At 40.1% G+C, this 17,685-nt stretch carries 16 protein-coding genes; 6 read left to right on the top strand and 10 right to left on the bottom strand.

Features of this window, described 5'->3' with window-relative positions:
- Window positions 1-98 precede the first annotated feature (98 nt).
- From purH to RR876_RS05980, 7 genes are all read right to left on the bottom strand, one after another.
- Complete coding sequence (gene purH, locus RR876_RS06010) at window positions 99-1,673, bottom strand: bifunctional phosphoribosylaminoimidazolecarboxamide formyltransferase/IMP cyclohydrolase (protein WP_332476819.1); 1,575 nt, start codon at window positions 1,671-1,673, stop codon at window positions 99-101.
- Between the two features lie 90 nt (window positions 1,674-1,763).
- A complete protein-coding gene (fis, locus tag RR876_RS06005) occupies window positions 1,764-2,033 on the bottom strand; it encodes a DNA-binding transcriptional regulator Fis (RefSeq protein ID WP_001086304.1) in 270 nt (89 codons plus the stop codon).
- Between the two features lie 380 nt (window positions 2,034-2,413).
- Window positions 2,414-3,313, bottom strand: coding sequence for a DUF3426 domain-containing protein (locus RR876_RS06000; RefSeq protein WP_332476818.1), 900 nt, complete (start codon window positions 3,311-3,313; stop codon window positions 2,414-2,416).
- An 18-nt stretch (window positions 3,314-3,331) separates the two neighbouring features.
- Window positions 3,332-4,234 carry a 50S ribosomal protein L11 methyltransferase gene (gene prmA, locus RR876_RS05995; RefSeq protein WP_332476817.1) on the bottom strand — a complete coding sequence of 301 codons (903 nt, stop codon included), beginning with the start codon at window positions 4,232-4,234 and terminating at the stop codon, window positions 3,332-3,334.
- Window positions 4,235-4,348: 114 nt separating this feature from the next.
- Window positions 4,349-5,230 carry a bile acid:sodium symporter family protein gene (locus RR876_RS05990; RefSeq protein ID WP_332476816.1) on the bottom strand — a complete coding sequence of 294 codons (882 nt, stop codon included), beginning with the start codon at window positions 5,228-5,230 and terminating at the stop codon, window positions 4,349-4,351.
- 44 nt (window positions 5,231-5,274) lie between these two features.
- Entirely contained in the window at window positions 5,275-6,162 is an 888-nt protein-coding gene (locus RR876_RS05985) for a bile acid:sodium symporter family protein (protein WP_332476815.1), read from the bottom strand.
- Window positions 6,163-6,301: 139 nt separating this feature from the next.
- On the bottom strand, window positions 6,302-6,652 hold the full coding sequence (locus RR876_RS05980; RefSeq protein WP_332476814.1) for a hypothetical protein: 351 nt from the start codon (window positions 6,650-6,652) through the stop codon (window positions 6,302-6,304).
- A 253-nt stretch (window positions 6,653-6,905) separates the two neighbouring features.
- On the opposite strand from RR876_RS05980, the gene mnmG reads away from it, so the two are divergent.
- Window positions 6,906-8,786 carry a tRNA uridine-5-carboxymethylaminomethyl(34) synthesis enzyme MnmG gene (gene mnmG, locus RR876_RS05975; RefSeq protein WP_125274430.1) on the top strand — a complete coding sequence of 627 codons (1,881 nt, stop codon included), beginning with the start codon at window positions 6,906-6,908 and terminating at the stop codon, window positions 8,784-8,786.
- Window positions 8,787-8,830: 44 nt separating this feature from the next.
- Here the strand turns inward: mnmG and RR876_RS05970 are convergent, their stop codons facing one another.
- On the bottom strand, window positions 8,831-10,663 hold the full coding sequence (locus RR876_RS05970; RefSeq protein WP_332476813.1) for an SIR2 family protein: 1,833 nt from the start codon (window positions 10,661-10,663) through the stop codon (window positions 8,831-8,833).
- A 447-nt stretch (window positions 10,664-11,110) separates the two neighbouring features.
- Complete coding sequence (locus RR876_RS05965; RefSeq protein WP_332476812.1) at window positions 11,111-12,112, bottom strand: WYL domain-containing protein; 1,002 nt, start codon at window positions 12,110-12,112, stop codon at window positions 11,111-11,113.
- A 239-nt stretch (window positions 12,113-12,351) separates the two neighbouring features.
- On the opposite strand from RR876_RS05965, the gene RR876_RS05960 reads away from it, so the two are divergent.
- From RR876_RS05960 to RR876_RS05940, 5 genes are read left to right on the top strand one after another with little or no spacing between them, the layout of a single operon-like run.
- Window positions 12,352-13,902, top strand: coding sequence for a circularly permuted type 2 ATP-grasp protein (locus RR876_RS05960; RefSeq protein WP_332476811.1), 1,551 nt, complete (start codon window positions 12,352-12,354; stop codon window positions 13,900-13,902).
- Window positions 13,903-13,927: 25 nt separating this feature from the next.
- Window positions 13,928-14,530 carry an alpha-E domain-containing protein gene (locus RR876_RS05955; protein WP_062033611.1) on the top strand — a complete coding sequence of 201 codons (603 nt, stop codon included), beginning with the start codon at window positions 13,928-13,930 and terminating at the stop codon, window positions 14,528-14,530.
- Window positions 14,527-15,306, top strand: coding sequence for a transglutaminase family protein (locus RR876_RS05950; RefSeq protein WP_332476809.1), 780 nt, complete (start codon window positions 14,527-14,529; stop codon window positions 15,304-15,306). The genes RR876_RS05955 and RR876_RS05950 overlap by 4 nt, the downstream gene beginning before the upstream one ends.
- Window positions 15,307-15,330: 24 nt before the next feature.
- Window positions 15,331-16,065, top strand: coding sequence for a proteasome-type protease (locus RR876_RS05945; RefSeq protein WP_004696423.1), 735 nt, complete (start codon window positions 15,331-15,333; stop codon window positions 16,063-16,065).
- Window positions 16,066-16,112: 47 nt separating this feature from the next.
- On the top strand, window positions 16,113-16,538 hold the full coding sequence (locus tag RR876_RS05940; protein WP_332476808.1) for a BLUF domain-containing protein: 426 nt from the start codon (window positions 16,113-16,115) through the stop codon (window positions 16,536-16,538).
- Window positions 16,539-16,570: 32 nt separating this feature from the next.
- Here the strand turns inward: RR876_RS05940 and alr are convergent, their stop codons facing one another.
- On the bottom strand, window positions 16,571-17,641 hold the full coding sequence (gene alr, locus RR876_RS05935) for an alanine racemase (protein ID WP_332476807.1): 1,071 nt from the start codon (window positions 17,639-17,641) through the stop codon (window positions 16,571-16,573).
- Window positions 17,642-17,685: the final 44 nt, after the last annotated feature.

Here is a 17,685-nt window from a genome sequence, read left to right as displayed (position 1 = left end):
AAAGTCCTCAGCCTAAAAAGGAGAGGACTTTATGTAAGATTTAGAAATCTGTTTTAAACCACATGTATGACTTTGTCATTACGGTCTGCATCTATCACTTAGTGACGGAAGTGACGCATGCCCGTGAAGACCATCGCAATACCTGCCTCATCTGCAGCAGCAATGGTTTCTTCATCACGCATAGAACCGCCCGGCTGGATAATACATTTAATGCCTGCTTTCGCTGCATTATCAATACCATCGCGGAATGGGAAGAATGCATCAGACGCCATGACAGCACCTTCAACTACTAGGCCGGCATGTTCCGCTTTAATCGCAGCAATACGCGCTGAGTTAACACGGCTCATTTGACCTGCGCCTACACCAATGGTTTGACGACCTTTAGCATAAACAATGGCATTTGATTTCACGTATTTCGCAACTTTCCATGCAAAAATTAAGTCATCAATTTCAGCATCTGTAGGTGCGCGTTTCGTCACGACTTTTAGATCATCTTTCGTGATCATGCCTAAGTCTTGGTCTTGAACCAATAAACCACCATTGACGCGTTTATAGTCCAATTGTGGTGCGCGCTCATCAAGTACAGGTAATTCACCGCAAACGAGAACACGAACATTTTTCTTCGCACCCGTGATTTCAAGTACGCCTTCAGCAATGCTTGGTGCAATAATCACTTCCACAAACTGACGGTCAACAATTGCTTGTGCAGTTGCAACGTCTAATTCACGGTTGAATGCAATGATGCCGCCAAAAGCTGATTCAGGATCTGTTGCATAAGCTAAATCATATGCCGCTTGAATACCATCTAAAGACACCGCAACGCCACATGGGTTTGCGTGTTTAACGATGACACAAGCAGGTTTTGCAAATGATTTCACACATTCAAGTGCTGCATCAGTATCTGCAATGTTGTTATAAGAAAGTTCTTTACCTTGAAGTTGTTTCGCTGTTGAAACAGAGGCTTCAGTTGCTGTGCTTTCTACATAGAATGCTGCTGACTGATGCGGGTTTTCACCATAACGCAAGTCTTGAGCTTTATTTAACTGTGTATTGAAGGTACGTGCAAACTTGTCTGCTTGACCATCTTCCTTGCCTACGCGAGCGCCTAGGTAAGAAGCAATCATGCCGTCATATTGTGCTGTATGTTCAAATGCTTTAACGGCTAAGTCAAAACGAGTTTCGTAGGACAAAGCACCATTTGTTTTTAGTTCAGCAACAACAGTGTCATAGTCTGTAGCATTTACCACAATACCGACAGATGCATGGTTTTTCGCAGCAGCACGCACCATAGTTGGGCCGCCGATGTCGATATTTTCAATCGCATCAGCAAGTGAGCAGTTTGGTTTAGCGACTGTTGCAGCAAATGGATAAAGGTTTACAACGACAAGATCGATCGCATCGATGTTGTGTTCAGCCATCACAGCTTCGTCTAGACCGCGACGAGCTAAGATACCACCATGAATTTTCGGGTGTAGCGTTTTTACACGACCATCCATCATTTCTGGGAAACCAGTATGCTCTGAAACTTCGACTACAGCGATATTGTTGTCTTTTAACAACTTATATGTACCGCCAGTAGATAAAATTTCTACCCCTAGAGCAACAAGGTTTTGAGCGAACTCAACAATGCCAGTTTTATCGGAAACAGAGATTAAAGCGCGTTTAATGGTCATGATCTTCGTCACAGTTATCAAGAATTAAAACAAAAAGCCAAAAATAGCAGGTAAAAAAAATGCCCGCGGAAGCCGCAAGCATTTTATCATTTATTCACTCATTAAACCGTGAGCTTTTAACTTTTTACGTAAAGTTCCACGGTTAAGTCCTAGAATCTCCGCAGCACGTGTTTGGTTACCGCGGGTATATTCTAAAACTACAGATAGAAGAGGTTTCTCCATTTCTGCCAGCACCATGTCGTAGACCTGAGATGGTTGCTCGCCTTGCAGTTGTGCAAAATAGTGGCGAACTGCGCGATCTACGTGAATACGAAGAGCGACATCAGACTGTGCAGTAAAAATAGGAGATTTGCTATTCATGCGAAGTAATCCGAAAAATCTAAATATCACTTGGGTAAAGTGACATATATAAAGTGGTCTAAAATTAAAATGAACTTCGTTTTAGATCCTAAAACGACTAGTTCTAAAACTGTACATTTAGCATGCCACAATATCGCTAAGTTGGTCGAAATATAAGCGTAACAATAGTTAAATATTTGTTACCGACCTTTTTTAAACAAAAAAATCTGCTCAATACGCGATATTTCGATAACGCGCATTTTTGCTGATGTTCTATTTGTATTAAAAGACTGAGGAGATTGCAGCACTAAGCTTTTGTGGCGCGTATCATACCATTGTCTAAGAAAAAGTGAGCAAGAAAACTGCATTTTTTTTCACTTTTTTTACATTTTTTTTAAATTTTAGGGCTGGACTATTTCTAAACTGTAATGATTGAAGCTTTTACGGCTGACTGGCAGGCTAAATTTGAATTTGAACGGACTATTTTTAGGAATTCGTTTGATTCCAACCAGACTATCAATCAAATATTCATTTGCATGTAGTTGATAGGTTGAATCGACTTCACCATCCACTTTTAAAATGACCTTAAGATCTGGTAGGGGAAGACTGGTGTCATGATAGTTGATCAGTTCACCTGAAAATTGAGTTTTCTGTGCATCGAGACGTTTTACTTTTAATTTATTAATGCTGATTAGACTATAACGTTCTTGTAGGCTGCTACAGTTCAGTACAAGACAAATTTTATTATAGGTTGCGCCTAATGCGGGGCTGTTATTCAGGATATGTGGGTTAAACCATAAGTATTGGAAACACAATAAAGCCAATAAGCTGAAGTTAATCACACCCCAAAGCATATAGTACATTGGGCTTTTTTGCGGTTTAGCTGGATTGTTGTCTGCCAAATTCATGGCAGGATAATTACCAATCGGGTCGGTACTAAAATAGTTTAAATTGTTTAAATAGGTTTTGAGGTCAATGTTGGAATGCTCAACTTTCAGGTTGAAAATATCAAGCAAATTTGATGTCGACATTGAAAGTGCAGCAGATTGCGATAAATCAAAATGAATGCTGTCTACACGAGGAGAGGAAAATGCAGAATTTGAAGACATGCTCATGTCATTCTGATTCGTAGATTTTTCCTCTCCTGTGTCAAAAGTATGGCCCGTGGTTAAATGCGAGAGTGCATTAAAGGTCATCGAACACTTTGGGCAACAAACCATGCCTTGCGCAACAGTGAGTTGTGCAACACTTACTTTGTAGATGGTTAGGCATTTAGGGCAAGAGGTTTGTTTGTCGCTCATAGTGTATTAATGGTTCATTTAAAGGGTGTGGCGTTTACCCGAGATTCGGCACCAGTTTTCATCACGTTTCTCGACCTCTAATATATCAAAAAACTCAGAATAAACACTAGAAACATCAGAAACTTGCTCTTCAATTACACCTGCAAGTGCGAACTCTCCCTCAGATTTGACTAAAGTTGCGAATTCAGGCGCTAACATCATGAGCGGGCCTGCCAAAATATTTGCAACAAAGACATCTGCTTTTTGGTCAGCCAGCTCTAAATTGAACTCGTCTGGTAAGCCGACATAAAGGTTCTCAGCCACGCCATTGAGTGCCGCATTTTGTTGAGTGGCTAAAATTGCTTGTGGATCAATATCTGTGGCATAGACTTTTTTTGCGCCTAGAAGTAGAGCTGCAACACCTAAAATACCTGAACCACAACCATAGTCGATCACGATTTTATCTTTAACATCTGTTTTACCTAACCACTGTAGGCAAAGGAAAGTAGATGCATGGTTCCCCGTACCAAACGCTAAGCCTGGATCAAGTTTAATGTTCACTGCATCTGGTTCTGGTGCTTCCATCCATTCAGGAACGATCCAGTATTTGTCAGCAATTTGAATTGGTTCGTAGGCATCCATCCATGTGCGTTCCCATTCTTGGTCTTCAAGAAATTCGCTACGCATCGGTGCATCAGGCATTTGAGTGCGAATAAACGTTTCTAATGCATTGACATCAATTTCTTCGTCGTCTTCTTGTGCATAGATACCGGTCACAATGACTTTATTCCAAAGTGGCGTTTCACCAGGAAGTGGTTCAAGTAAGTCTTGGTTTTCTGCATCATCTAATGTGACACTGACTGCACCCAAAGATTCTAAAAGGGTCTCAGTAAAATCGACTTGCGCTTGATCAACCGTAATATGAATTTGTAGCCACTTCACAGGAATAACCTAATATTTATGTATAAATAAATATTGTAGCGGAACAGGGGGCAGTTCGACAGCATTCCTCAAAATAAAAAAGGATGCCGAAGCATCCTTAGACCTACATGTGTTCTAGGCTTGTTCTGTACTGGTTTGAACCGATGGGGAAAAACGGTTGAGTAATGTCCCAAAGATGGCAGCAAAGATATACATAAAAATAGAATAGACAGCTGCGGGCATGGCAATGGTGGTACTGGCCATCACGGTGAGTGCAATGGTCATGGCAAGGGTACTGTTATGAATGCCAATTTCAAAGGCACAGGCCCGAGCTTGAGCACTATTGATCCCCAGTAGTCTCGGTACAAAATAACCAATCATTAAGCTGCAAATACAGAAAATGACTGTGGCTAAACCGACCTGAGTTAGATATTCCAGAATATGTGCGCGTTCTTTGGCTATTGCTCCAACAATGATTAAGACCAAAAATACAACAGAAAAAATACGCAATGGCTTATTCAGCTTCTTGGTAAAAGAGGGTGCATAGTGGCGAATCAACATACCAATACAGACGGGGATAAGAATAATTGAGAAAACCTGTAAGATTTTACTAAATTGCATACTGACGTGTTGTCCATCCTGCATAAAGTACTGAATGGCAAAGTTGACAATTAGCGGCAAGGTAAACGCTGCAATAACGGAGTTAATCGCGGTTAAAGTAATATTGAGCGCAATATCACCTTTAAATAAATAGCTAAATAAATTTGCAGTACTACCACCTGGAGAAGCTGCTAACAGCATTAAGCCGACGGCAAGTAGTGGCGGTAAGTTGAGCACTTTGCAAATCACAAAGGCAATCCCAACAAGAAGTACCAATTGACAAAATAAAGCAACCAATACTGCTTTGGGATGCTTGCTCACACGTGCAAAATCTTTTGGGGTTAACTCTAAGCCCAAGCCAATCATGATGATGGCAAGAGCTAGGGGTAACATAATCGTTATAATTCCTGAATCCATAGGTGCATATTCTCCTTAAAATTATATAAATCATGACCGTGAAATTATTCAGCTGCGGTCTCTTTCTTCAAAAATAAACTGTCATTTCTTCGCGAGATTAATAGGCCTAATAACGCAGCAAATACAAACATGAAAATAGAATAAATACCGGCAGGAATGGCCATGGCGGTGTTGCCTAAGACTGACAGGGCAACCGTGATGGCAAGTGCGGTGTTGTGAATGGTGATCTCAAAGGAGCAAGTTAAGGCTTGCTTTTCTGGAATATTGGCAAGATGCGGCACAAAAAAACCAATAAACATACTACAGAAGCAGAATAAGGCTACGGCTGGCCCAATCTCAAATACATATTCAACAAAATTATGTCGCTCTAAGTACAGTGCGAGCAAAAAGATAAAAAGGAGACAGCTCGCAGACAAAATACGCATTGGGCGGTTTAATCTGTCGGCAAGTTTTGGAAAGTAATAACGTAAAAACATGCCTACACTGACAGGAAGTAGAGTGATGAAAAATACCTTCATCATTTTCATGGCGGGCATGTCAACGGGTTGTGATGTTTGTAGAAAGTACATCAGTGAAAAATTAATAATAAAAGGAAGGGTCAGTGTTGAAATGATGGAGTTCGTAGCTGTGAGAGTAATGTTGAGCGCAACATCACCTTTAAATAAATAGGTCAATAGGTTTGACGTTGGCCCACCTGGTGAGGCTGCAACGAGCATCAAACCAATCGCGAAAATAGGCGCTAAATTTAAAAACTGGCAAATGAGGAATGCAATGCCCACCAGCAGCACCAACTGTGAAAATAACGCGATGAAAATGACTTTGGGGTGCAGTGTGAGGCGATAAAAATCAGCTGGGCGTAGGTGTAAACCAAGCCCCATCATCATTAATGCCAAAGTCAAAGGCAAAAAAACTGTAAACAATTCCGAATCCATGGAATACCTTTTTTATTCGTTTTTTATCTTTTGTGTTTTTTGAGTGTATACAGAATTCAATAATTTACAAGGTAGAAAAAAGGGTAAAAAATGGACTATTTTTTACCCTCAGTACAGCATGAACTTTAAATTGTTTTGCTTACATTCTTGGTTTAGGCGCTACAAAACCAAGGGCACATTTGCCTTTGATTTCTTTACCTTCGATATTGATCGATGTCGCGTTCGAGTCGCCTTGACAAATACTGGCTAACTCAGCTTCATCACCATGAATATTGGCATTTTTTGAGCTCGGGAAAAACTGAGTTTCACAGGTACCATTCCAAATAATGCCTCGATAGGCAAAACTAACCGCTGCTCCTTGTGACTTGCCTTTACAGACTTGTTGATAACGTTGACTATCATAGACCTTTTCAACTTTGTCGTTGGCTGATACAAAAGGCGAAAAAAATAAACCGCAGAGAATGGATGAAAAAAGAATTTTCTTATTCATAATGCTTACCTTTGGTTGTTGTATGATCAACTTATAGGATAAAAAATGATCAAATTAATACAAGGCTTTTCAGGTAACAAAACGCATCCTTTGTAGAGTTTTTGCTATTGCTCTGCAAGTGAAATTACATAAACCTAGCGCTGGCGCAGTAAGCACGGCGCTGCATATACAATAAATTCCACGGAATCTGTCAACTTACAATCGAAAATTTGCTATAATCTTTCGTTATCATTTTTTAATCTCCTTTACCACTATGCATTATCCTAAAGTTTACGATGTCATTGTTATCGGCGGCGGTCACGCAGGTACAGAAGCAGCATTGGCTGCGGCACGTATGGGGCGACAGACTTTACTCTTAACTCATAATATTGAGACTTTAGGGCAGATGAGCTGTAATCCAGCAATTGGTGGTATTGGTAAATCGCATTTGGTGCGTGAAATTGATGCCTTGGGCGGTGCAATGGCATTGGCTGCCGATAAAGGTGGTATTCAGTTCCGTATCCTAAACTCACGTAAAGGTGCAGCCGTTCGTGCAACACGTGCACAGGCAGACCGTATTCGCTATAAAGCCGCGATTCGTGACACTTTAGAAAACCAAGCAAATCTCGATATTTTCCAACAAGCCGCAGACGATCTGATTGTTGAGGGTGATACCGTAAAAGGCGTTGTAACTCAAACGGGTATTCGCTTTGATGCGAAAACAGTTGTACTCACCGCAGGGACGTTCTTGGGTGGTGTAATCCACGTTGGTCTTGAAAAATCAAGTGGCGGCCGTGCAGGTGATCCACCTTCAATTTCACTGGCACACCGTTTACGTGAATTGAACTTGCCAGTGGGTCGTTTAAAGACAGGTACGCCACCACGTATCGATGCGCGTTCAGTTGATTTTTCTGTGATGATTCCACAGCCAGGTGATTTCCCATCACCGACTATGTCATTCATGGGTGATGCGTCTATGCACCCTGAACAAGTGAATTGTTATATCACACACACCAATGAAAAAACCCATGACATCATCCGCGGCGGTTTAGATCGTTCACCGATGTATACTGGTGTTATTGAAGGTGTGGGTCCACGTTACTGCCCATCCATTGAAGACAAAATTCACCGCTTTGCTGATAAAGACTCACATCAAGTGTTCTTAGAGCCTGAAGGCTTGGATACACATGAGCTTTATCCAAATGGTATTTCAACTTCACTTCCGTTTGATGTGCAGTTTGAGTTGGTTCGTTCAATTCGCGGAATGGAAAATGCGCACATTTTACGTCCGGGTTATGCCATAGAATACGATTATTTCAACCCGCAAGCGTTGAAGTTTACTTTAGAAACCAAAGCCATCAATAACTTGTACTTTGCCGGCCAAATCAATGGTACGACAGGTTATGAAGAAGCGGGTGCACAAGGTTTACTTGCAGGCTTAAACGCTGCGCGTCGTGCGTGGGATCAAGAACAATGGACACCAAAACGTGATGAAGCCTATATGGGCGTATTGGTAGATGACTTGATTACGCTCGGTACGAAAGAACCGTACCGTATGTTTACTTCACGTGCCGAATATCGCTTAATGTTGCGTGAAGACAATGCGGATCAGCGCTTAACGCCAGTTGGCCGTGAAATGGGCTTGGTGGATGACGAGCGTTGGGCTGCTTACTGTGAAAAAATGGAAGCCGTTGAACAAGAAACAGGCCGTTTACAACACCTTTGGGCGGCACCAAACAACCCAATGGGCAAAAAGTTTGTCGAAATGACGGGTGCAGATTTATCGAAAGAATGCTCTGCGATTGATTTGTTAAAACGTCCGAATATTTCATTTGCTCAAATTGCGGAACTCACAGGTTCTGAAGTCTCTGCGCAAGTGGGCGATCAAATTGAGATCGCGGTGAAATATGCAGGTTATATTAACCGTCAACATGAAGATGTTGCGCAAATGAAGCGTTTGGAAGAAACCAAAATTCCGGCCGATTTTAATTATGATGTAGTTTCAGGCTTATCTCGTGAAATTACTTTAAAATTGAAAGATGTGCGTCCTGAGACATTAGCTCAAGCAAATCGTATTCCGGGGGTAACACCTGCAGCAGTGCAATTGATCATGATTACGATCCGTAAGAATGCACAAGCGAAAAAATCTGCTTAAGATTTTAAGTTGAAATAAAAAACCCGCTTATGCGGGTTTTTTATTTAAGCTACTTTGTCTACTTCTTCTTTTGCTTTTAAGCGTTCTAATAGTTCTATAAACCATTGTTCATCACGGACATTGTCTAGGTCTTTATCTTCTGATAAATGTCGGTATGGATTTTGTGGAAGAGTATCGCATTGTAAGGCATGAAGTAGATTTACACGGCACTGATCCGATTGATTAGTTAAAGAATAATAACAAGCAAGATTGTAAGTATCATTAGTGTTTTTTGATAACGTTTTTTGAATAGCTACGTAAGCTTTATCTAATAAAGTATTGTCAGCATTAGAATGAAATAAACTTAAAAGTTTTGCAACATATCCATTTAGGTGTTGTAAATGATAAGGTTCAATATTTAAAGCATTTTCATGTAGTTGAATTGCATGTTCAAGATGAGATATATTTTTGGTTAATTCTGTATAATCGGCAAGTGCATTTGCATAGTTACCAAGGTTATCTGTGTGGTTGTTATCGAAATGTAGAGCAGTGTCAAAATGAGTTAAAGCTTTTTTGAGTGATTCTTGATCGCGACATAAAAAAGCTTTTTTATGTATTGTTAAGGCATACTGGCCATAAACAACTGATTGAAGACGGTTGAGAGTAATAAGTTTTTGATATTTTTCTAAAGCTTTTTCAAACAAGGATAAATTTTGTTTTTCTTGAGCTAACGTAGATAGGGTAAAGGCGAAGTTAAGTTGGCAACCAAAGTGGTTGCTATGGATATTCGTTGCTTTTTCATATAGTTCTAAAGAATCATCATGTTTTTGATCATCAAATAGTAGTTGAGCTTGTTTATTATATGCCCACATTACATCATCAATTGCTTCATTACTTAAGTCATTTGTTGATTCTTTTGTTGGATACTTGTGAATAAAGGCTGTATATAAACTTTCACTTAGTGGAGTTTTAGATTGCTCTTTTAAATATCCTCTTAAATTACTAAGGACATCTAACCCATCTGATAGTGGATATTTTTGAATTACATTAAGTTGTTTATCTAAAAATGTATATGGATTAAGAAATAATTCTGGAGGAAAGCAATCAAGCTCTTTAGCAAGCTGAATAAGAAATTCATCTGCAAAAATTTTTCCAACGTAATGGGTAATATTGTTATTTTTATTCAGAAAAGTTTTGACACTTTCAGATTCAAGTTCATCAATGGTTCCTCTGGTACCTGTCCAAATTAAACGATGTTGTTCAGAATACTTTTCTTCTAATAAAGGAAAAAATGCATCGGCATTACCACTATAGCCAATAAATAGACTTGGATTGGAGTTTAAAGTGTTTGCAATAAAATCACTTAATTTTTCTGTATGTTCCTTAGTTTCATCTGCAGTATTGAGTTGAACAAAGCCAGTACCTTGACCATGTAAATGAACAATGGAAGGGTCACTAATTAAATGGTAGAGATGCGGATTAGCTGTGGCAAAATCATAAATAGAAGGATGTAAACCGAGCATATTGCAAGCGCGAGATAAAATACTATCAAAATTAAAAGTTAAGACACGTTCAATGTATCCACTTTGCATAAGACATGCCAAAGCAATATGTGCCCAATTAATTTTCTTATTATCGATAATATGTGGTTTAAGTAATCTTCTGCGCTCATCTTTATCTAAAGCAGACATATACTTGCCGTAATTGTATTTGTCTTTTTCGGGGTCAATATTTTTGACTTGGATTGGGAATTTATCACATATCTCTTGAATTAGACCAGTTGCTGAAGGGACATCTGCTTTTACTGAGCAACCAGCACCTGTAAAGAATACGTAAGGCTTTTTATTTTCTTTGGCTTGTTTTAAAAGCTGTGCAACTTCTTGTACGTTAAAACTCATGTTCTTTAAGTTATTAAAATTGATGATTAATTTTATTATACGATAAATTTCAAAAAGGTGAGATATTTGATTCAAGTTATCGGATTGGAGTCTTCTTTAAGAGGTCAGCTTTTTGTTTTGGCAGATAAACAAAGCAAAATAGTTGTTTAAGATAAAAACAGATAAAAATAGCCAATCATGTTATTTCACAAAAGCATCGCCATCTTTTAAATTGATTTTACGTTCTTAACATGAGGTCAACACTATGACGATGAAATCGATCCGTTTTAACAGTGGAGAGCTTGCATGCCAATGCTAGTTTGTATCAATCACCAAAAACAGCGCACTTATCTTGGTTTAGGGGAGGCATTAAACCAAGATGAGTAATGAAAACGACAAACCCAAGCAATTCAAATATCTAATACCAAAAAGACTGTAAAGCCCCTAATACTTGGGGCTTTTTTTATTTTAGTCGGTGATAGTTTGATTAACTGCATCACGAACTTCTTTTGGTTCAATGTGAGTAATTTTATGGCCAAAACTACGTAACCACCACACCAGTTGATTGGTAAAAGGTACGGTAGCATGAACCAAGATTTGCCCATTTCCAAGCGGTTCTAAAACCTGATTGGTACTGAGTTTGGTTTCCTCCAAATACAGCGCATCTATTTCAGTCATAGTCAGGGTAAGTGCAACGGTTTCTGTAGGTTTTGAAAAGTCTACACGGAAACCTAATGCACCCGATTCGATGTATTCATCGATATCAAAATTGACTGGGTGTAAGGCACGAGTGTTTAAAACCGTCGCTGATTTGAAACGGTGCAGTGCAAAGGTCTGAATATCGGTTTTGTCGTGGCGGGTACAAATTAGATAAATAATTGCACCTTTTTGAACCAATGCCAGTGGATTGAGCGTATAGGTTTTTGCTTCAGCCGCTTGGTTTAAGCCTTGATAAACGCATTCCAGCTGTTTGTCTTGGAGCAGTCCTTCATAGATGGCTTGCTGCGCTGTTTTCTCCACAATTGGGGGAATCAGTGGTTGTGTCGCAGGGACAATGCGTACGCGGTTAATCCATTGGCGCACATTGTTTTGGGTAGAGAGGCTACGACGTGCTAAGTCAAACCATGGGTTCATTTCTTCAATTAAGCTTGGTGGAAGAAGATGTTTAAGGTGTTCTTCAACCATCATAAATGTCACCGCTTGAGAGCTGGTCATGTGCGGTAAGCTTTGAATTGGAGCATCAGAACGCCAACGCCAGCCTTGAGGCACAGCCCCATTGTTTTCAATCGGGAAGCGTTGAGAGATTTGGTTTAAATCACGTTGAATGGTTCGCAAAGTAATATCGATGCCTTCACGTTGTAAAATCTCTTGCAGCTCTCGAGTGCCCATCCATTTTCCAGTGGAAAGGCGAGACAAAATTTGCCATTGGCGATAGAGACTATTGGACGTTTCTTTTTCTTGTATAGACATAGTTTAATAAAATATAGGAGTCGAAATTACTTACTTGAATGTGAACACAATAAGAAAACTCATTCGTTTAAGCAAGCTTTGCTTGAAATTTTTCAGTTATATTTTTTGACACAACTTAATGCGAAATAGAATTGAAGCAATGCGTTTTTTATCGATTAATAAACAAAGCATCTTTAGAAATCCATGGCATAGATATTGCTAAGTATGGGTTACATATCGATAACAATTGAGAGGTTTGTATGTTTAAAGAAGATAAAGATACAAATGTAAATACGATGTTGGACGGATATAAGCTTAACTCTCCTGTATTAAATCCGATTCACTCTCATGATCGTCTATCGAGCCAGTCTGTTGGATTGTTTAATCAAATGACCTCGAATTTCTTTAATGAAATGACAGATGACCAAGCGATGTCTGGTGAGGCTTGTGCGCGTATTGAGCACTGGTTGTCACAGCATAGTGTAGAAGAACTCGAAGAACTAAACCAAATTGCCAAACAGCATTTTTTATATGAAGGTATTACGTTTACTGTATATGGTGAATCTGAGGGCATTGAGCGCACCATTCCTTATGATTTAATTCCACGTGTGATCGCTAAACAACAATGGAATAAAATCTCCCTTGGCTCTGCACAACGTGTGCGAGCTTTAAATCTATTTTTACATGATATTTACCATCAACAAGACATTCTCAAAGCGAAGATTATTCCAGAACTGCAAGTGTTGACGCATGAGGCTTATCAACCGCATATGTATGAGCACCGTTTAAAAGGTCAGATTTATAGCCAAATTAGTGGGATTGATATTATCCGTGATGGGCAGGGTGAGTTTTATGTACTCGAAGATAACTTAAGAACGCCGTCGGGTGTGTCTTATATGCTTGAAAGTCGTAAGATTAGTGAAAAACTCATGCCTGATTTGATGCAGAAGAGCCATATTTTAGGCATAGAACAATACCCCCAATTACTTAAACAAATCTTGGCTGAAAATGCTTATGTCGATCAGCCCTTCATCGTGGTGTTGACACCGGGACGTTTTAATAGTGCTTATTATGAACATGCTTTTTTAGCCCGTGAAATGGATGTGCCTTTAGTGACATCGCGCGATTTGTTTGTAGAGCATGATAAGGTCTATGTCAAAACCATTCGTGGCCGTCAACGAGTAGATGTAATTTACCGACGTTTGGATGATGCATACCTTGACCCACTGTGCTTTATGCCGAATAGCACTTTAGGTGTCGCAGGGTTGATGTCAGCTTATCTGAGTCACAACGTGGTTATTGCGAATGCACCAGGTACAGGGGTTGCGGATGATAAGTCGATTTATCCTTATGTCGATAAAATGATTCAGTTCTATTTAGGTGAAAAACCTATCTTAAAAAATGTTCCGACATATCAATGCCGTAACAAGCAAGATTTGGCTTATGTACTGGAGAACCTTGAGCAGTTAGTAGTCAAAGAGGCGCAAGGTTCGGGTGGGTATGGTATGCTGATTGGACCGCAAGCCTGTAAAAGCCAAATTGAGCAATTTAGAGATAAGCTCATGGCGACGCCGCATTTATATATTGCCCAGCCCACTTTAGAGCTTTCAGTCAGTCCAACCATGACTGAATCGGGTGTTTCCGAGCGTCATATTGACCTTAGACCGTTTGTACTTAGTTCACCTTATCGTACCGAAATTGTCCCTGGCGGTTTAACACGTGTTGCGATGAAAGAAGGTTCATTGGTGGTCAACTCATCCCAAGGAGGAGGAATTAAAGACACTTGGGTCGTGGAAAACTTACATTCATAAAATAAACAAATATGAGGGTAGAACTATGATTTTATTAAGCACCAATGCTGAAAATATTTTTTGGTTAGGGCGTTATCTAACACGTACTCAATATTTGTGTGCTCAGTTTCCTTTTACCCAAGACCAGCCTGCAATGGATTATGCGCATGCATTTTGTTTGCCTGCTTTTGATGCGTGCTCACTGAATGAGCTGATTTTAAACCCAAACAATCCTGCTTCATTTAACCAGCAATTTCAAAGCGCCAAGAGCAATGTTCAAGACTTGCGTGGGATTTTATCTGCAAAGGCATATGCGGAACTGAATCAATTTATCAAAAATGCCACTGAAAACACCGCCTATATTTGTGATGTGGTTGGAGAGTGCCAGGATGTACTTGAGTCTGAAGCCAGTGATATCTTTTTATTCTTTAGTTTGGGGCAAATGATTGAGCAGCTCGACCGTCAAATCCGCCTGAAACAAGATGCACAAAATACTTTAGTTGAAATAGAAAACATCGTCATGTTGTTAAAAGAAATGGGCTGGCTAAATCTGGCACAGGCTTGGCTAGAGCTCAAATCACAACCTGATGCGATGAATTTTTATCATTTTAGTGATTATATTCAACAATTGTTTGAGGTTGATGTATGAAACTTATGATCAATCATCAAACGCATTATCAATATAGTGAATTGGCGCTGAATAGCATTCAATATATCAAAATGACACCCACGAATAATTCACACCAAAAGGTATGTCACTGGCATGTGAGTGTGCCGGGGGAACGCGAAGAAAAACGGGATGCCTTCCATAATATTTGGATTACCAGTTCGCAACGTGAAGCCTATCAACAGTTGACCATAATGGCGCAGGGCATTGTTGAAATTAATAGCTTGGCAGAACATGGCATACAAGATCGGCTGAATCCCAATTTATTTTTACAACCGACCCTCAATACCCAGTGTAATGCCGAAATGAAAGTATTTGCACATCAGTATGTGCCTGAGCTGAATAGGGAAAATTTGATGAAACTGTCAGAAGCCGTTTTAGCGCATATTCCTTATGTACCTGCCGAAACCTCGGTGCTAACTTCGGCAATCGATGCATTCAATGGGCAGCAAGGTGTATGTCAGGACCATAGTCATGTTTTTATTGCTATGTGTAAGCATCTGGGCTTACCGGTACGTTATGTATCGGGGTATTTGCATGTGCCTGAAACTTCACACCTTGCCAGTCACGCGTGGGCCGAGGTATATATTGATGATGCATGGTATTGTTTTGATACCAGTAATCAATTGTTCAAACCACAGTCACATATCTATGTAGCTATTGGGCGCGATTATTGGGATGTGGCTCCCGTTCGTGGCGTACGTGAAAAAGGTGGGGTGGAATCGATGCATTCCATGGTACAAGTTTTAAGTTGTTAAGGTTTAGCTGAAAAAGGATGTTCTATGACCTATTGTTGTGCACTTCGTCTTCAAGATGGTTTGGTTTTTATAAGTGATACACGTACGAACGCAGGTGTAGACCATATATCCGTGTTTAGGAAACTGTATACCTTTGGTGTAGAGGGTGAGCGTTTTATTGCGATTCAAACCTCAGGAAACTTAGCCACGACTCAAGCAGTGATTGGACATTTAAAAAATCATCTGGAGTTAAGTCAAGAACCCAATTTATATAGTGTTAATACCATGTTCGAAGCAGCTGAGTTGGTCGGGCATACTTTGAAAAAAGTCTTGGCGGATATGGCACCAGACACACAGGAACAGAGTAATTACTACTGTAGCTTATTGGTCGGTGGACAAATTAAAGGGGCAGAAATGCAACTTTACAATATCTACCCGCAGGGCAATTTTATTTGTGCGACCAAAGATACGCCGTATTTTCAAATTGGTGAAAGTAAATACGGAAAGCCGATTCTAGATCGTGCATTACGGTATGACATGCCCTTAGATGAAGCGGTGAAGTGTAGTTTGATTTCTTTTGATTCAACTTTACGTTCCAATGTTTCTGTAGGTTTGCCCTTAGATGCTTTGGTGTATACAAGAGATAGTTTACATATTCCAGTGGGTAAGCGGATTGATGAAGAGGATCCGTATTTTTCAAGCATCAGTAAGCAATGGTCGGATACCTTAAGAAAAGGATTGCAAGAATTGGCAAAGCCGACGGATGACTATTTAGTATAAACCTGCTAAATGCTAAAAATAGTGAAATCAATAAATTGGGGAAGTCTATGCGGCAAATTTGCTATGCAAGTACTTCAACTTCGGATCACGTACAGCTTCTTCAAGATGTTCGAGACATTTTAAGCGAAGCGCGTGATTTTAATACAATACATAATATTTCAGGCGTTCTTTATTATGCAGATCAGCATTATTTCCAGTGCTTAGAAGGGAATGAAGCTGCTATAGAGTTATTAATGTCGAAATTATTGAAAGATCCTAGACATAAAGATATCAAAGTTTTTGAGGAAAAAACCATTCACGCGGCACATTTTAGAGCTTGGGGCATGAAGTATGTGCAACGTATGAGTAGTGTACATACCAAAATGCGTGAAATGGGTTTTGCAAAATTTGAACCACAGATCATGAGTCAACAACAAATTGATCAGTTGTTGCAAGACCTTTACGATGCCCAGTCTGATGAAAGTCTAGGTTGAAAAAAGCCCAAGTAGAACTTGGACTTTTATTGTTAGATTTGTTTACGTGTAGGGCGATTGCTTAACCGGCAAAGTAGCTCATAGCCAATGGTTCCATTGGCTTCCGCAACATCGTCAACTAAGCGGTTTTTACCCCAGAGTTCAACCTTTGTACCGAGTTTGGCGTTTAAACCCGTCACATCGATCGCAATCATGTCCATCGCAACTCGGCCCACAACAGCTGCTGTCTGACCATCTATAGCAACATAGTTTTGCTTTGGAAATGCACGTGGGTAGCCATCACCATAACCAATCGAAACAATGGCCAGTTCAGTTTCTTGGTTTGCAACAAAATGCGAACCATAGCCGACACCTTCACCTGCTTGAATGGTATTTAATGCAATAATTTCCGCCGTGAAAGTCATAACTGGCTTTAGATCTAAGTCGTGTGCATTTTTATCGGCAAAAGGTGATGCACCGTAAAGCATGATGCCGGGACGAACAAAATCAAAATTAAGTTCTGGCCATTTAAAAATAGCAGCCGAGTTGCAACATGAGGCTAGAATTGGTGAACACGCTTCTTTGATGTGTATAAATTGCGCACGTTGCTGCTCATTGAGTGGGTGATCCGCATCGGCATTGGCAAAGTGCATTGCTAGGACACATGTAAAGCCTTCTGCTTTCAATATATTGATGACATCGATGATTTCAGCAACTTTAAAGCCTAAGCGGTTCATACCGCTGTTGAGTTTGACCCACACTTTGAGCTTTTGTGCTATATACGCGGTTTTATGTGCGATCAGCCAATCGACTTGTTGCTGCTGATGAACCACACACTCGATATTTTGCTCAATGACGGTTGGCATTTCATCTGCTGAGAAAACACCTTCAATCAGGGTAATCGGCTGTTTAAAGCCGAGCTCACGAATCTCTAATGCTTCTTCTAGGCAGGCGACGCCAAAGGCATCTGTTTCACTTAAGGCTGCTAAACAGTCTTTGACTCCGTGTCCATAAGCATTGGCTTTGACCATGCTGACGATTTTCGCGTTTGGGGCAAGTTGTTTGACACGGTTTAAATTATATTGCAGCGCTTGGCTATCAATATAAACTGTTGCTTGACGCACCCTAATTACTCCTACAGGGTCATGGAAAGGCGACGATGAGGCTT

The sequence above is a fragment of the Acinetobacter sp. genome (genome assembly GCF_036666595.1).
Lineage (GTDB): Bacteria > Pseudomonadota > Gammaproteobacteria > Pseudomonadales > Moraxellaceae > Acinetobacter.
Note: the sequence above shows the minus strand (reverse complement) of the source record. Positions and strands in the feature narration are given on the sequence as shown.

Bases quoted from the DNA above. Each gene is read 5' to 3' on its own strand.
- purH (WP_332476819.1), bottom strand. From the start codon at position 1,673: ATGACCATTAAACGCGCTTTAATCTCTGTTTCCGATAAAACTGGCATT.
- fis (WP_001086304.1), bottom strand. From the start codon at position 2,033: ATGAATAGCAAATCTCCTATTTTTACTGCACAGTCTGATGTCGCTCTT.
- RR876_RS06000 (WP_332476818.1), bottom strand. From the start codon at position 3,313: ATGAGCGACAAACAAACCTCTTGCCCTAAATGCCTAACCATCTACAAA.
- RR876_RS05990 (WP_332476816.1), bottom strand. From the start codon at position 5,230: ATGGATTCAGGAATTATAACGATTATGTTACCCCTAGCTCTTGCCATC.
- RR876_RS05985 (WP_332476815.1), bottom strand. From the start codon at position 6,162: ATGGATTCGGAATTGTTTACAGTTTTTTTGCCTTTGACTTTGGCATTA.
- RR876_RS05980 (WP_332476814.1), bottom strand. From the start codon at position 6,652: ATGAATAAGAAAATTCTTTTTTCATCCATTCTCTGCGGTTTATTTTTT.
- mnmG (WP_125274430.1), top strand. From the start codon at position 6,906: ATGCATTATCCTAAAGTTTACGATGTCATTGTTATCGGCGGCGGTCAC.
- RR876_RS05970 (WP_332476813.1), bottom strand. From the start codon at position 10,663: ATGAGTTTTAACGTACAAGAAGTTGCACAGCTTTTAAAACAAGCCAAA.
- RR876_RS05965 (WP_332476812.1), bottom strand. From the start codon at position 12,112: ATGTCTATACAAGAAAAAGAAACGTCCAATAGTCTCTATCGCCAATGG.
- RR876_RS05960 (WP_332476811.1), top strand. From the start codon at position 12,352: ATGTTTAAAGAAGATAAAGATACAAATGTAAATACGATGTTGGACGGA.
- RR876_RS05955 (WP_062033611.1), top strand. From the start codon at position 13,928: ATGATTTTATTAAGCACCAATGCTGAAAATATTTTTTGGTTAGGGCGT.
- RR876_RS05950 (WP_332476809.1), top strand. From the start codon at position 14,527: ATGAAACTTATGATCAATCATCAAACGCATTATCAATATAGTGAATTG.
- RR876_RS05945 (WP_004696423.1), top strand. From the start codon at position 15,331: ATGACCTATTGTTGTGCACTTCGTCTTCAAGATGGTTTGGTTTTTATA.
- RR876_RS05940 (WP_332476808.1), top strand. From the start codon at position 16,113: ATGCGGCAAATTTGCTATGCAAGTACTTCAACTTCGGATCACGTACAG.